Annotated in this window: 13 protein-coding genes and 3 pseudogenes; 5 read left to right on the forward strand and 11 right to left on the reverse strand. The window is 68.7% G+C overall.

Features of this window, described 5'->3' with window-relative positions; all coding sequences use genetic code 11:
- Positions 1-23: 23 nt before the first annotated feature.
- Both FNV62_RS01635 and FNV62_RS57850 read right to left on the reverse strand, forming a co-directional pair.
- Positions 24-809 (reverse strand): alpha/beta fold hydrolase, encoded by a 786-nt coding sequence (locus FNV62_RS01635; protein ID WP_144314476.1) that lies wholly within the window; start codon positions 807-809, stop codon positions 24-26.
- Positions 810-1,114: 305 nt separating this feature from the next.
- A pseudogene (locus FNV62_RS57850) lies at positions 1,115-1,246 on the reverse strand (Hsp70 family protein); the annotation flags it as partial.
- 30 nt (positions 1,247-1,276) lie between these two features.
- Here FNV62_RS57850 and FNV62_RS01645 point away from each other — a divergent pair.
- Positions 1,277-1,918 (forward strand): quinone oxidoreductase family protein, encoded by a 642-nt coding sequence (locus FNV62_RS01645; RefSeq protein ID WP_144314477.1) that lies wholly within the window; start codon positions 1,277-1,279, stop codon positions 1,916-1,918.
- Between the two features lie 295 nt (positions 1,919-2,213).
- Here FNV62_RS01645 and FNV62_RS01650 read toward each other — a convergent pair.
- A pseudogene (locus FNV62_RS01650) lies at positions 2,214-2,811 on the reverse strand (CGNR zinc finger domain-containing protein).
- Positions 2,812-2,849: 38 nt separating this feature from the next.
- Between FNV62_RS01650 and FNV62_RS01655 the strand changes: the two are divergent.
- On the forward strand, positions 2,850-4,052 hold the full coding sequence (locus FNV62_RS01655; RefSeq protein ID WP_144314478.1) for an MFS transporter: 1,203 nt from the start codon (positions 2,850-2,852) through the stop codon (positions 4,050-4,052).
- Positions 4,053-4,605: 553 nt separating this feature from the next.
- On the opposite strand, the gene FNV62_RS01660 is transcribed toward FNV62_RS01655, so the two are convergent.
- Positions 4,606-5,469, reverse strand: a complete 864-nt coding sequence (locus FNV62_RS01660) for a LysR family transcriptional regulator (protein WP_144314479.1) — start codon at positions 5,467-5,469, stop codon at positions 4,606-4,608.
- Positions 5,470-5,562: 93 nt separating this feature from the next.
- Between FNV62_RS01660 and FNV62_RS01665 the strand changes: the two genes are divergently transcribed.
- The 3 genes from FNV62_RS01665 (at position 5,563) to FNV62_RS01675 (ending at position 7,707) form a co-directional block, all read left to right on the forward strand.
- Positions 5,563-6,300: an SDR family oxidoreductase gene (locus FNV62_RS01665; protein ID WP_097288443.1), complete on the forward strand. Its 738-nt coding sequence runs from the start codon at positions 5,563-5,565 to the stop codon at positions 6,298-6,300.
- A 414-nt stretch (positions 6,301-6,714) separates the two neighbouring features.
- The gene (locus FNV62_RS01670) at positions 6,715-6,876 is read left to right on the forward strand and encodes a hypothetical protein (RefSeq protein WP_164331371.1); all 162 of its coding nucleotides are present in this window, start codon (positions 6,715-6,717) and stop codon (positions 6,874-6,876) included.
- Between the two features lie 267 nt (positions 6,877-7,143).
- Positions 7,144-7,707 (forward strand): dihydrofolate reductase family protein, encoded by a 564-nt coding sequence (locus tag FNV62_RS01675; protein WP_143611917.1) that lies wholly within the window; start codon positions 7,144-7,146, stop codon positions 7,705-7,707.
- 156 nt (positions 7,708-7,863) lie between these two features.
- Here FNV62_RS01675 and FNV62_RS01680 read toward each other — a convergent pair.
- The 7 genes and pseudogenes from FNV62_RS01680 to FNV62_RS01710 all read right to left on the reverse strand — a co-directional run bounded on the left by FNV62_RS01680 (position 7,864) and on the right by FNV62_RS01710 (position 13,848).
- Positions 7,864-9,137, reverse strand: a pseudogene (locus FNV62_RS01680) (transposase).
- A 191-nt stretch (positions 9,138-9,328) separates the two neighbouring features.
- Complete coding sequence (locus FNV62_RS01685) at positions 9,329-9,748, reverse strand: SRPBCC family protein (RefSeq protein ID WP_144314480.1); 420 nt, start codon at positions 9,746-9,748, stop codon at positions 9,329-9,331.
- Positions 9,745-10,068: a metalloregulator ArsR/SmtB family transcription factor gene (locus FNV62_RS01690; RefSeq protein ID WP_063818334.1), complete on the reverse strand. Its 324-nt coding sequence runs from the start codon at positions 10,066-10,068 to the stop codon at positions 9,745-9,747. Before FNV62_RS01690 ends, FNV62_RS01685 begins: the two co-directional genes overlap by 4 nt.
- A 93-nt stretch (positions 10,069-10,161) precedes the next feature.
- Positions 10,162-10,764, reverse strand: coding sequence for a flavin reductase (locus FNV62_RS01695; protein ID WP_225900088.1), 603 nt, complete (start codon positions 10,762-10,764; stop codon positions 10,162-10,164).
- Positions 10,765-11,520: 756 nt separating this feature from the next.
- Entirely contained in the window at positions 11,521-12,090 is a 570-nt protein-coding gene (locus FNV62_RS01700) for a GNAT family N-acetyltransferase (protein WP_144314481.1), read from the reverse strand.
- 91 nt (positions 12,091-12,181) lie between these two features.
- Complete coding sequence (locus FNV62_RS54470) at positions 12,182-12,775, reverse strand: hypothetical protein (protein WP_205523106.1); 594 nt, start codon at positions 12,773-12,775, stop codon at positions 12,182-12,184.
- Positions 12,776-12,858: 83 nt separating this feature from the next.
- Complete coding sequence (locus tag FNV62_RS01710; RefSeq protein ID WP_144314482.1) at positions 12,859-13,848, reverse strand: LacI family DNA-binding transcriptional regulator; 990 nt, start codon at positions 13,846-13,848, stop codon at positions 12,859-12,861.
- Between the last annotated feature and the right edge of the window lie 195 nt (positions 13,849-14,043).

Raw genomic sequence — 14,043 nt, forward strand, 5'->3', positions numbered from 1 at the left:
TTGATCAAGAGTCGGTACACGCCCTAACGGGCGAGGAACGGGGTCAGTGCCGCGCTGAGTTCGGCGGGCGCGTCCATGGCGATGAGGTGCGCGGCGGCGGCGAACTCGACCAGGGTTGCGCCGGGGATCTCGGCGGCGTAGCGGCGGGCGATCTCCTGGAAGTCGGCGACGTCCAGCTTGCCAACGCCCACCAGAGTGGGGACGGAGATAGCAGCGAGGTCGCCGGTCGCGGGGCCCTGGGAGTGCTCGCCGACGACGGCCTGATTCTCCAGCGAGGTCCGCAAGGGGCCGCGGAGCTGGTCGGCTAGTCCGTCGGCCACGTCGTCCCAGCCGCGGGCGGGTCCGCGCAGCCACATGTCCAGGTTGATGCGGACGGCAGCGTCCAAATCGCCCGCCTCCAAGGCCGCCGCCTCGGCCTCGTCGTACGCAATCATGTCCGCGGACCAGTGGTAGCGCGGCCAAGGCGCGGCGAGCATCGCGAGGGAGTGCACCCGGTCCGGGTAGGTGAGCGTGAAATCCAGGGCCACGCGGCCGCCCCAGGAGGCGCCCACGAGCCGGACACGTTCGTGGCCGAGATGGTCCAGAAGACGGCGCAGGTCGTCGGTCTCGCGGAAGGAGCCACTCGGGGGCGCGGACCTGCCGAAGCCGCGCAGGTCGTACCGGATCACGGTGTGCCATTTTGCGAGTGCGGGCACGACCGCGTCCCACATGCGGTGATCGGCGACACCGGCGTGCACGAGCACGACGGGCGAGCCGCCACCGACGAGGTCGTAGGAAAGATGTCCAAAGTCGTCGTTGAGCATGAGCATGCATGGATGATCGCAGGGCCATCATGTATGAGCCACCGAGGATACGCGCCCTAACGCGCCGTCTCGTCGACCAAGGCAACATCATGCGTGCGTTCCGCCCAGTCGATTCCGCAATAGATCAAGGCGATTCCTTCCCAGTCCTTGGTCTTTGCACTGGTCACGAAACACATGCGGGCCACGCGTCGCACTCATCCCAGGCATCGGCGGCTGCGCGGACGTGCCGCCACCTCACGAGCCGTTCGTGACACCAACGCGCCCTGCGGGCCCCGGTCTGCGCGGGAGCTCGAACGGCTCGGGCGTACCACCCCTTCCGTGTTGGTGATGACTGTGGGCTCTCCGCCCTCCAGCACGCAGACCACCGAGTTGGTCGTACCGAGATCGATTCCCACCTCCGGGTGAGCCGGCCGCGCGCGGCAGTTCACCGGCCAACGGTTCATCAACAGACAACCCACCACTGAAGGTTCACCATGAAGGCGATCGTGACGCGACGATTCGGCAACCCGCCCATGATGGCGGTCGACGAACGGCCGAGGCCGGCTGTCCATGAGGGCCTCACGCTCGTCAGGATGCATTCCGCGACGATCAACCAGCTCTCCAACACGATCCGGAGAGGCGATTTCGGCTTCCCGACGGCGCCACTCGTGCTTGGCAACGAGGGGGCCGGCATCGTTGAGGAAAGTGATCGGTTCGCTCGCGGCACCCGGGTGGCCGTCTATGGCCGTTCCGACCTCGGAGTCAGCGTGGACGGACCCTTCCAGCAGTGGGCGTTGGCGTGGGACGACCGTCTCCTGCAGCTGCCCGACGGCCTCGACTGGGCGGAAGGGGCGGTGCTGACGGTCAACTACCTGACCGCCTACCTGGCCCTCACCAAGGCTGCGAAGGTGCGCAGCGGACAGACCGTGCTGGTGTCCGGGGCCACCGGCTCACTGGGCCATGCCGTGATGCAGACGGCCCGCGCGCTTGGAGCACGGCCCATCGCACTGGTCTCGTCCGCGCACAAGGCGCGCCGGGTGGCCGGGGCCGGAGCGTGGGCGGGGCCGTGGTGGAGCGGGCGTGGACATCCAGGCCGACCGAAGTACGCTCGGAAAACATCCGGTGCCTCCCGGTAAATGCGGCACTACCCGCCACCGTGCCCACCGGCAGGCAACCCGCGTCAACTTACGTGAGGGGCACCGGTCTTGTGTCTTCTCTGGGTCGAACCCACCAACGCTTCATACGATCTCAATGGCAGCCGGGCAGTCGTGGGGCGCCGCGCGGCCAATCGATGAAAGCCTCGAACGGCAGACGTTTGAAAGCCACACCCGGCACCCCTGGGTGGGGTGGCTGAACCATACGAAGGGCTCACCGCCTCCCGCAGAACAACGTAAGGAAGGTTGAGCGATGTGCCGTTGGATCCTGGGTGCCCTACTTGATTTCGCTCGGCTGCTCGGCGGAGTGGGAGCGTCGATGGGCTGCGACTCGTTCGCGGGTGGCGCATCGGCGGGAGCAGTAACGACGTTCGGGACCGCTGCCCTGGGTGATGAAGGCGTTCTGGCAGGTGGGTGACGCGCAGATCCTGCCGGGCGGGCGCTGACGGTCCCAGACGAGGACGGTCAGGGCCATGCAGGACGAGGCGAGGAGCCACTCGTCCCAGGGGGCGTTGTCGTCGTGGTCGAGGTGAGGATGCCAGGGGGTGCTGCCGCCGTGCGAGGTCAGACGGAGCGGTCCGGTGTGTTCCTGCAAGAGGCGGTTGAGGGGTGGCTGCGGCGCCTTCAGCGTGCTCGGCGGCGAAGACCTGCCGCAGCAGGGCGGCGGCTGCGCGCATCCCGGCAACGTCGCGGGTGGTGAGGTCGATTGGGTCTGTCTCACCGTATGCGCGGAGCACGTCGGCGACGTCGGTCGGGTCGGGGCAGTCGTCAGCGAGAGCGTTGATCAGGGCGGCGGTCCGCCGAGCCGTGGTCAGCACAGAGTGCCGGGTGGACCAGTCGTCGCCGTTGGAGGACACACGTGGAATGTAACGCATCTTGCTGAGTTTTGAGTTACCTCCGTAACGTCTTGCGGATGAAAAGGCGTTACTCACTCCGCCTCTATCTGGCCGGGGCAGCGGCAGCTCGTGCCGGGGACGAGATGTCGGGACCGGCGCTGATGCTGACAGGATTCGCCCTGGCCGGATCGACTACCGACGCGTCCTCGCTGCTCGCGGGTATCACGATCTCTGCCGCGGCAGGGGGGCCGGTGCTCGGGGCGCTCCTCGACAGAACAGGACGGCCAGGACGCCTGCTGGCCACGGCCCTCCTCCTGTATGCGGCGGGGCTGGGGATGATTCTCTTGGGACTCGGCCGTATGCCGTTCACTGTCACCATCCTGATCGCCGTGCTGACAGGGCTGCTGGGGCCGGCCCTGTCGGGTGGATGGACGGCCCAACTGCCCCGTGTGGTGCTGGGCGACCACCTCCCCCGGGCGAACACGCTCGATGCCATGACGTTCAGCGTGGCAAGTCTGGCCGGTCCGGCTCTCGCCGGCGGCGTGGCAGAGGCGCTGGGAGCCCCGACCGCCGTGGTGGGCTCCGCGGGGCTCATCGCCTTGGCACTGCCCGCCGCGTGGATGCTGCCCGCCCGTCCCGGTCGGGCGCGGGTCGCTCGGACAACCTCGGTGATCAGCGACCTTGCTGCCGGAATGCGGGTCATCGTCGGACGGCGGGCTTTGGCCCGAGCGACCCTCACCTCGGTCGTCTCCTGTATCGCACAGGGCATGCTGACGGCGTGCATCCCACTCCTGGGCGAGCGCGTCCTGGGCGGAGCCGGCCGCGGCGCGATGCTGCTCTCCTGCGCGGCGATCTCCGCCCTGGCGGCCAACACCGTGCTCGCCCGGTTTCCGCGTTCAGCCGCCCCCGACACGATCATCTGGGCCAGTGCGCTCGTCCAGGCTGCCGCGCTGACCTTGGCCACATGGGGTCAACCAGTCGCGCTCATCGTGGCCGTACTCATCGCGGGGATCGGCGAAGGCCCCCAGCTGGCCGCCTTGTTCGCCATCCGCCACCGGGAATCCCCAGAACACCTCCGCGCCCAGATCTTCACCACCGGCGCCAGCTTGAAAATCACCGGATTCGCACTGGGGGCAGCGGTTGCCGGACCGGTCGCCACCCGGTCCCTTCCAGGCGCTTTGGCACTCGCAGCGAGTATGGCGCTCCTCGCAGCACTGGCCTTCTTCGCGATCCCGTCAGCAACCGTCAACTCGTCAGAGGACCGCGCGATGTCGAGTTGATCAGGACCAGACCTCCAGCCAGCCCTAAACGATCACTCAACCTTCGAGGGGAGACCGGTGAACTTCCGTACGCGGATGTCGTCGGCCGGGGTGGTCAGGGCTGGTTCCCAGGTTGGGAACCAGCTGGTGACAGAAACTTCGAGCGTCGTGAGGACGACCGCGAAGTCCACCGGGAAGTCCCGTCCCAAGCGCCGGCCGGTCTGCCTCGGGGCGTCAGGACGGGTCGGATCGTGAACCGTCTCCGGGAGCATCGTTCGCCCCACGGACCGCGATGCAATTCGGCACGCTGTCAGCATCCGTCACACTCTGCGAGCCGACCCGACCCCGGCCTTTCAGGCAGCCTGACCGAAGTCGGCTCGCCGGCCGGGGCTGTGACGGCCTCGCGGACCCGGCTGTCCCGTGAGCGGCCCGGTACGCCTTCTGCCGGCACGGAGGTCGGCAGTACTCCCGGAGTCGCGGCGGTGTCTGTGGTCGGGCGGCGGTGGGGTGTGGGGGCCGGTGGTCGGTCGGTGTGTCGTCCGGGGTGATGGCGGCGGCGGAAGGCAAGAGCGGGTCATAGCTGTGTGGCCGTGCGGATCAGCCCGGCGAGGGCGAGGGAGCGGCTGTGCGCGGGCCAGGCGATGTGGGTGACGACGGGGGGTGCGTCGGTCAGGGGGACGGCGGTGTGCTCGGTCCATAGCCAGGCGCGGGCGGAGTCGGGGAAGACTGCCACGGTGCGTCCGAGGGCGATGAGCTGGGCCAGCTGCGTCTGGTCGTGGATCTCGGGGCCCGGGCCGGGTGGGTACGTGCCGTGGCGGGGCCAGCGGGCGAGCGGAAGATCGGGGACGTCGCTCACGTCGGCCAGGGACAGGGTCTTGCGCGTGGCGAGGGGGTGCCCGGCGGGCAGGATGGCGACTTGCCCCTCGGTCATCAGTTCCTCGCTGTCGAACCCGGCGAGGGAGTTGAACGGCGCGTGCATGAGCGCCACATCGGCGCGGCCATCGCGCAGTATCCCTTCCTGCTCGCACATGCCGCACGGCAGCACCTCGATCTCGGCGGCGTCGGGCTCGGCCGCGTAGGCGTCGAGGAGCTTCTGCAACAGCTCGTGGGACCCGGCGGCCTTCACCGCCAGGACCAGGCGATTGCGGTGGCCGCCCGGCCCGTCGGCGCCGCCGGCACGACGAGTGCGGCGAGCGGCGGCGGTGGTCGCGTCGAGGGCTGCGCGGCCCTCGTGCAGCAGCACCTCTCCGGCAGCGGTCAGACGGACACCGCGGCGGTTACGTTCCAGCAGACAGACGCCGAGGCGCCGCTCGAGCTGCTGGATCGCCCGGGACAGCGGCGGCTGGGCCATGCCGAGACGCTCGGCGGCGCGGCCGAAGTGCAGTTCCTCGGCGACGGCCACGAAGTACCTCAGCTCGCGGGTCTCCAAGGTGTCCATGGCCGCACGATACCTCTGTGATACCTACTGGGTATGACAGGACACCGTATCGGTGTTGGATGCAGCGCTCGTCCGCGAGCGAACATCAACGACATGAGCGAAACGAAGATCGCGCTGGTGACCGGCGCGAACAAGGGAATCGGGTACGAAATCGCGGCCGGGCTGGGCGCCCTCGGGTACCGCGTGGGCGTGGGAGCCCGCGACGAGGTCCGGCGCAAGAGTGCCGTCGAGAAGCTGAGCGCCGCCGGGGTGGACGCGTTCGCGGTGCCGCTGGACGTGACGGACGACCAGAGCGTCACCGATGCCGCGGAACTGATCGAACGGCAGGCCGGGCGCCTGGACGTCCTGGTCAACAACGCCGGCATCTCGGGAGAGACCGGGCCGGGGTGGGTGCAGGACCCGACCACGCTTGATCTCGACGTGGTCCGCACGGTCGTGGAGACCAACGTCATCGGCGTCATCCGGGTGACCAACGCGATGCTGCCGTTGCTGCGGCGCTCGGCGTCGCCACGCATCGTCAACGTCTCGAGTGCCGTCGCCTCCCTGACCCGGCAGGCGGACCCGGACATCGAGATCGGCCCTGTCATGGCGGCCTATTCGCCGTCGAAGTCGTTCCTCAACGCCGTCACCGTGCAGTACGCCCGGCAGTTCGCCGATACGAACATCCTGATCAACGCCGCCTGCCCGGGCCTGGTCGCGACCGACTTCACCGGCTTCCACGGACCCCGCACTCCCGAGCAGGGCGCGGCCACAGCGATCCGGCTCGCCACACTGCCCGACGGCGGCCCCACCGGTTCGTTCTTCGAGGACGGCGGCGTCATCCCCTGGTGAACCTGGGCCGGTCGTAATCACGCTGTAAGCCCTGGCATCCTCGACGTGACCGCGCATACCGAAGGCCAGTGGCGTGGGGTCTTACCGCTCCCAGCCCGAGAGGCCGTCCGCCGCACGCTGACCACCCGATCGTGTGGTCAGCGTCGGCTGTCGCCGAGCGCGAGCAGTCTCGTGACCTCGGCGATCGCCTCCAGCCCGTGCCGCTCCAGCCGCCGAGGACGGTGTGCTCGTCCAGCAGTACGCGGGTGCGAAGCGCCGGCCCTCGCTCACAAACTCCGGCTTGGCCCTTGGCCGGTGAGCAAGACGGCATAGCCGGCTGGTTCATGAGCGGCGGTCACATGGACTCTGCGGGCATGACGCCATGGATACGGAAGAGCGTGGAGACACTTCGTCGTCGCGCAGGTGACACCAGGCGTGCAGCACGGCAGGGCCTCCGCGATCCGCCAGCCCGTCCTCCAGGCTCCGGCTCCTGTCATCGCCAAGGCACTTGGCTACCACGACAAGACCGCCACCCGACTCGTCACCGAATCCGGCGGAACCCGGAGCCGGTATGTCCCCGGCGACCACACACGGTGACACCAGGACAGGCCTCAGTGAGGAATACACGGCACCTCACCATGCGATCCCACCGGTCCCAACGCCCTCGTCGTGCGTGGTCGCATCGGGTGGACGGCGAACGTCGACTCCACGATCTGCTGGACTCACCAGCATGCCGCCGGGGCACGCCGGGACGGCCATGCCCAGAGGATTGACCCGCTTGAGCCCAGGGGATCCCGCGAGCCGCGATGAGTCCTGCGGCGTTCGGCGGTCGTACCGTCGAACCCGTTACGAGGAGGACTTCTGATGCGCAGCGTGACCTATTCGATGAACGTCTCACTTGACGGCTACATCGTCGGGCCGGACGGCGACTTCAACTGGACGGCGCACGACAAGGAGGTCTTCCGCTCCTGGATCGACGAGATTCGAGAAGTCGGCGTCCACCTGTTGGGACGACGGCTGTACGAGACGATGCTCTACTGGGAGACCGCCGACCAGGATCCATCGCTCGAAGACTCCATGCTCGAGTGGGCCGCGATCTGGAAGCCGCTCCCAAAGGTGGTGTTCTCCACCACGCTGCCGGCGGTGCAGGGCAATGCCCGGCTGGCCTCCGGCGGCCTGGCGGAGGAGATCGAGCGGTTGCGAGCCGAGCCGGGAGAGGGCGACATCGCGATCGGCGGCGCGACTCTCGCCGCCGAGGCGGCCGAGTTGGGTCTGATCGACGAGTACCGGGCCAGGGTCTACCCGGTGCTGGTCGGCGGTGGCATTCCGTTCTTTCCCCAGCACGAGCGCCGGGTGGATCTCGAACTCGTCGAGACCCGCACCTTCAGCTCGAAAGTCATCTACCTCCGCTACCGCGTGGCGCGCTAGGAGTGTGTGTCAGTAACGGGCAAACGGCGTGTCAGCCGTGATCGACGAGATTGGCTGCGGTTGCGCCGCTGGCACCTGTGAGGCGGCGGTTGGGGTCCTGGTCGTCAGGTGTGCGGCCGGGCATGTGTCCGTGGCGCGGCAGGGAGGTCCGGTTGGTCAGCCGGCCAGGGCGGTGAGCCCGACGTGTCGGAAGATCTTGCGGAGGTTGTGACAGGCGGCCAGCAGTCGCCAGTCACCGCGGGCGCCGTCCTCGCCGCGCGGGAGGAGCCGGCGGCCGTTCTGGCAGGTCATCATCTGGCCGAAGACGGGTTCGACGATGGCTTTTCGCCGGCTGTAGGCGGCCTTGCCGGGCTTGGTCAGCAGCTTGCGGGCCATCCGTTCCTTCAGTGTGGCGCTCGCCGGTAACCGTCCGCGTGGCGCGGGCGGGACCTGTTCATGGGTGGTCACGTCGGCGGCGGTGATGACCTGGTGTTCGGCGTCGACCACGGCCTGGGCGTCGTATGCCTGGATGTAGGCGCCGTCGCTGTTCTTCGTGATCCGCGAGTCGGGGTCGGTGAAGTTGGCCTGGGCCTTGGGCTTGGGACGCGTCTTCGCGGCGGCCGCCTCGCCGGCGTCGGTGACGGCCTGCTCATCGTCGGCGCTGGCTCGCCCCTGTCGACGGCGCTCCTTGTCTTCGGCGTGCGCTCGTGCTTTGTCGGCGGCTTCGGCCTCGATCTGCGCGCGGGCGGCCTGCAGCCTGGCCAGGCGCTTCTCGCGCCGGTCGCGCTCGGCAGGCAGGTCGGTGTCCTCGCCGTCGATGCCGAATCCCCGGCCCTCGGCTTCGTCGGTGGCCAGCAGGGCGGCGGCCTTGGCTTCCAGGGCTGCAACTTCGGCTTCGATCCGCTCTTCCTTGTCGACCAGGCGGCCGTAGCTCATCGCCTTGTGCTTGGAGGCGTTCGCTTCCAGCTTGGTGCCGTCCAGGACGATGCGGCCCATCTTGACCATGCCGAGCTTCTGTGCGAGGTGCAGGGACTGGGTGAACAGGGCGGCGAGGGCGTCAGGTGGCGGCGGAACCGTGAGATGGAGCGGAAGCCCGGGGCCTGGTCGGCGGCCAGGAACCGGAACGCGATGTCGTCGGCGCACCTTTGCTCGACCGCCCGCGAGGAGCGGACCCCTGTGGTGTAGCGGTAGATCAGCAGACGCAGCATCAGCCGCGGGTCGTAGGGCGGGTCACCGCGCTTGCCGGTGTAATCGGCCCGGACGTGTCCCAGGTCGAGCACCTTGTCGACCAGGCCGGCGACGAACCGGGCGAGATGATCCTGGGGCAGCCAGTCGTCCAGCGACGGGGGCAGCAGCAGGACCTGGTGCGGGTCGAACGCCCTGAACCGCTTGTCCATCGCCGCCGGGCGGGCCTGCGGCTGCCTCTTCCCGACCGGCTCGACCTCGAACAACCCATCCCCACCACGTATGCCGCCATCATCCCGCACGAATGATCACGGAACGCAGGTGGGTAGCCGGTTGCTGTGACACGCTCCTGGTCCCGACACCCGTCAGGACCGGGTGCCATCACCCTTCCCGAAGCCCATCGATCCTCCGGCACGCAGAGGGTTCGGTCTCGCGCGGGGATCGAAACCCCTGGCTGTCAGTGGACTGCCGCGCCGAGCACCGATTCGATACGGCGCAGGAGGCCTGGCCAGCCGTTGCCCATGCCCTCGACTGCGGCCTTGCCCAGCGGGGAGTCCAGGTCGAATCCGGCGTGTTCGAGGAACAGCCGGGTGCCAGTACCCTCGCTCTGGAGCCGCCAGGTGATCGTGGTGTCCAGGGTGCCGGACGCGAAACTGTAGCGGAGCAGGCGCTCGGGCTCGACCGTGAGCACCTCACAGGGCTGCTGTCCCCACTGGCCCATGTCCAGCGTGAAGCGGTGGCCGACGACCGGCCGCACGTCGCCAGCCGCCCACCAGCGCGCGTGCAGCTCGGGATCGGTAAGGGCCTTCCACACCGCGGCGGGGGGATGCGCGATGAACTGCTCGCAGTTGATGACGGTCGGATCGGTGGTGGTCATTGAGACTCCTCGTCAATCAGGTCGCGCAGTGCGCCCAAGCGCGTGCGCCAGTAGCGTTCGAAGGGATGCAGCCACTCACTCACCTCGACGAGTGGAGCAGCCTCGAGGTGGTAGTAGCGATGGCGGCCCCTGGGCTCCTCGCGCACGAGCTGCGCGTTCTTGAGCACCGTCAGGTGCTCGGAGATCGCGGGTCGGCTTAGTGCGAACTGGCTGGCGAGTTCCCCGGCCGCACACGGTCCGTCCTGCAGAGCTTCCATCAGCCGCCGCCGCACTGGATTGGCCAGCGCGCTGAACACATCTCCTGGGGGCATGGAAACCATGATGCGTCGGAGAGTTCCGACGTGTCAACTTTCTCCGACACGTTTCCGCCCTGCCACCTCGTGCAGCCCCAAGCGCCGCACAGCATGGACTGCCTAAATTGATACTGACCCACGCTCCTGGGCGCCCCGCTGCCGCCGGGCCGGCTTCTTCACGGCTTCGTCCTCCTTCGGCTCCGTGACCGAGGTGTAACGGCGGTCGCGGTACAGCAGCAGTCTGCTCTGGTCCCGACCGCCGTGCCCGCCCCTGACCCGCGCGGCCAGGACGATGTGGTGGTCGCCCGCCGGGACCCGGTCGACCATCCGGCATTCGAGCCAGGCGACGGCGCCGGCGACCGAGGTCAGCCCGTCGTCGTGGCCGATTGCCGGGTGATCGAAACGATCGATCCCCGTGGTGGATCTCCGTGACGGACCGGAGAGGCATCCATCTGCTCGGCGAGGACAGCCAGGAGCTGGCCCGCAGGTGAAGTACGGGTGCCGGGTGCCGGGTGCCGGGTGCCGGGTGCCGACGGCAACGTCGCGCCAGAAGCGCTGCAGCGGGTTGTCGTCCGCGAATCCGCTCGCGCCGTGCAGATCGAGCAGCAGCTCCATCGCCTCGCGGCACTCCCGGGCGGCCGTCGACAGTTCCACTCTCAGCCTGATCCGCTCTGTCACCGGCATCGCCGCACTCGGACGTAACGCATCGATGACGTCTGCCACCCGCAATGTCCGCTACACGGCCGATTCGGTGCGCCGTAGCACCTCGGTGAACCAGTATCGGCCCAACGGTTTGGCCAGCGACCTCTTCAGGTGCGACCACACGCCCTCGACAAGGTGGATGCGGTAGATCAGCCGAGGCCGGTGGCCGGCTTCGGTGCAGCGCCGCCATGGAGACGCGTTTGGTGCCCGCCGCGGTGACCCGGACCACCGGGGCGCGGCCCCGTCGGCCCCAGGTACGGCCCTTGGGCGGTCTCAGGCCCTGGCCGGCTACGTCCTCGAAGCAGAGCCAGGCGCCCAAGTCCGCCGCCCTCTTTTTATGACGGGCCACTGCTCGTCCTTGCAGGCGGCGATCTTTGAATCGTCCCGCCCGGCGGCCTTGCGGGAAGGGACCCGCACGCTCCAGCCGATGCGGTGCACCAGCGTCCAGTACTGGTCACTCCAGCCGGAGGCGGCCGGGCCGGCATCCAACACCGGTTCCAGAACGCGGAGTTGTCCCGTATCGAGCTTGCAGCGGGCGCCGCCGGGCCCCTTTGAGGCCGGGGCCTGCCGACCGCCTGAAGCCAAGGCCTGCCGCCAGGGGTTCGCCGACATCCGGGTCACCTGAACCGCAGGGCCACCTCCCGGTCACTGGCTCCGGCCCCGATCAAGTCAGCTGCTGCGAGCCGGACTTGGTTACGCCGAGCCCGCTTCTCAGCCGTCCATCCACCGCAATCGGGATACCTCATTCTCTCGGCACAGCGCGGCACACGACAGTCGTCACGGGTCGTGCACCGCCGCGTGGTGTGGGCGGTGAGCATCTCTGCGGGGGATCCGATACAGCACACAGTGGCGAAGCGGCCCCTCGGGCACGCTCGGATCCTCGAAGTCGTCGGCCGGGTCCCGGGTCATGCCGATCCGGCGCATCACTGCCTGGGAACGAAGGTTGTGGACGGTCGTCGACGCCACCACCTCCGGCAGCCCGAGGGCCTCGAAGCCGAAGGCCAGGCAGGCCAGGGCGGCCTCGGTGGCGTAACCGTGACCCCACGCCGAACGCATCAACCGCCAGCCGATGTCCACCCCCGCGAACGGCATGTCCTCGCCCACCTCGTCCAAGCCGGCACGGCCGACGAACTCACCAGTCTCCCGTGATTCGAGCGCCCACCACCCAAAACCTCGCTCGTCAAACTCGGCCTGCATGAGTGCCACCGCGGCATCGCTTTGCTCCCGGGTCAGCAGTTCCCCCAGGTGTTCTCGGACTTCAGGATCGGCGTTCATCGCCGCCCACGGTCCGAGGTCGGACTCCCGCCACCGGCGGAGCAGAAGTCGATCGGTTCGCAGCTCTGGCATGCCACCCAGCCAACCCGATCAAGACCAGGGTGTCGATCGGTTATGCCGAACCCTACGCTGCTCGCCCATGCCAGACCCGCTGCGTAGATCCTCACGGCCTACACCACCCGGCGGGACACCATCCCGTCACAACCCGAGTCCTTCCGGAGAGCAGCGGGAACCCGTACGGGATCCCTTGGAGATGCATCACCTGCCGGGGGACGAACTCCGCGATTGTGGACCCGACGACGTCTGTCGCCCGGTCGATGTTGGTGACGATCCGCCGCACCTCGGCACCCGTGAGTCCGTGGGGTTCGATGCCGAGGCCGAGCACGATCTCGTTGCTGTCGACGGCGTCGACGTCGAAGTGGAGGGCGACTCGGGAGCAGCCCGTGGTCTCCAGCCAGTCGAACAGCGGCCGGGTACTGTCGCGCAGCGCGTCGGGGGCGAAGGGCCGGATGAGGGCAACCACAGCCTCACCCGCGTACTCGCAGGGGCGGAGATCACGCGGTTCACCGAACTCTCCGCCCACTCCGCAGCCGCCTTCGAGCCGCTCATCTACCAGGCACGAACCGCGGGCCTCGTCCGGCCGGGCGTCAACGTCGACGACGTCATACTCGCGTTCTCGATGGCAGGCGGAGCCATGGCCGCGAACAGCGCCACCGGAGGCGAACGGCTCAACGAGCGCCTCCGAGGGCTGCTGCACCGGACACTGTTCACGCCCGCGGCGTGACAGAGACCGGCAGGAAGCAGGGAAGGCTCGAACAGTCCGCCTCATGGGTGGCTGGCTCAGGCGGACTCTCGCTCGATCACGTGCGGTCGGGCCGCCGCCTCGTCCGGCTCGGGCCCCAACTCCGACCCCTCGCCCCGCAGCGCGGCGGCCACCCTGTCTGCGAGGAACTGCGCCGTGTCCGTCAGGTCGAAACCGATCGTGGTCAGCGGGGGCGCGGCGAGTGACGCGGTGGGAATGTCGTCGACGCCTACCACGGCCAGGTCGGCGGGCGCCTTGAGACCCAGCACCCGCAGGCCCGCGAGAACGGCCATCGCCGTCTCGTCGTTGTACGCGGCCACCGCTGTCACCGATTGAGCGCACCACTGCTCCACGGCTCGTGCGGCGACTGGGCCCAGCGGACCGACGGTCAGCGCCGTGGGCGGCTCGACGCCCGCGGCGGCGCACGCCTCCTCGACACCGTGCAGCCGTTCCGTGGCCATGAACCGCGGGGCACGCTGTCCCGGGATGGCGAAGCCGAGCCGCTGGTGCCCTCGCGCCAGCAGGTACTCGGCCTGAAGTTTCCCGATGATCCGGTCGGGGCCGACGGAGTCTCCGCCGAGCGAGAACATCGTGGACACGCCTGCGCGGCGCAGAGCTGCGGAGGTCTCGGGTGCGAAGCGTTCCAGGGAGACCACAGCCGAGGCGTCCACGTTCGCGCAGACGTCGGCCAGCGGACGGCCGTGGACACCGGCAAGGTGGGCCACCATGGTCAGGTTGCGCTCGGCCAGCGCCGTGGCGAACTCCTCGGCGAAGCGACCGATGCTGGCGGAGATCGGCAGGTAGGGCAGGGAGAACAAGACGATGTCACTGCGTCCGGCGCGCAGGGAGCGCGCGGAGGCATGCGGACGGTAGTCCAGCTGCTTGGCCGCGTCCAGAACGCGCCGTCGAGTCTCCTCCGGAATCGTCTGGCCGGCCGTGTCGTTGAGGACGAAGCTCACGGTCGTGCGCGAGACCCCTGCGAGGCGTGCAACATCAAAGCTGGTGACCCGCTTCGCCGTTCCTCCCATGTGCCCTTTCCCTCTGAAGCCTGTTACCACGTGATGCCGGCCATGGTAGGCGCGCGGAGACAAACACCGCAGCACTCGTGCCTGCGATAAGCCGCACAAACACCTTGTCGACGGAGATCCGTATGCCTAGGCTGGCCTCTTCAAACTAACACGTATTAGTGTACAGCCTCGGTCGATCGACGCTGCAACACGGCA

The sequence above is a fragment of the Streptomyces sp. RLB3-17 genome, from assembly GCF_007113425.2.
Taxonomy (GTDB): Bacteria; Actinomycetota; Actinomycetes; order Streptomycetales; family Streptomycetaceae; genus Streptomyces; species Streptomyces mirabilis_D.

Coding starts and splice junctions, on each gene's coding strand:
- FNV62_RS01665 (WP_097288443.1), top strand. CDS start 5,563: ATGAGCGAAACGAAGATCGCGCTGGTGACCGGCGCGAACAAGGGAATC.
- FNV62_RS01655 (WP_144314478.1), top strand. CDS start 2,850: ATGAAAAGGCGTTACTCACTCCGCCTCTATCTGGCCGGGGCAGCGGCA.
- FNV62_RS01675 (WP_143611917.1), top strand. CDS start 7,144: ATGCGCAGCGTGACCTATTCGATGAACGTCTCACTTGACGGCTACATC.
- FNV62_RS01685 (WP_144314480.1), bottom strand. CDS start 9,748: ATGACCACCACCGATCCGACCGTCATCAACTGCGAGCAGTTCATCGCG.
- FNV62_RS01645 (WP_144314477.1), top strand. CDS start 1,277: ATGAAGGCGATCGTGACGCGACGATTCGGCAACCCGCCCATGATGGCG.
- FNV62_RS01660 (WP_144314479.1), bottom strand. CDS start 5,469: ATGGACACCTTGGAGACCCGCGAGCTGAGGTACTTCGTGGCCGTCGCC.
- FNV62_RS01700 (WP_144314481.1), bottom strand. CDS start 12,090: ATGCCAGAGCTGCGAACCGATCGACTTCTGCTCCGCCGGTGGCGGGAG.
- FNV62_RS01690 (WP_063818334.1), bottom strand. CDS start 10,068: ATGGTTTCCATGCCCCCAGGAGATGTGTTCAGCGCGCTGGCCAATCCA.
- FNV62_RS01635 (WP_144314476.1), bottom strand. CDS start 809: ATGCTCATGCTCAACGACGACTTTGGACATCTTTCCTACGACCTCGTC.
- FNV62_RS01710 (WP_144314482.1), bottom strand. CDS start 13,848: ATGGGAGGAACGGCGAAGCGGGTCACCAGCTTTGATGTTGCACGCCTC.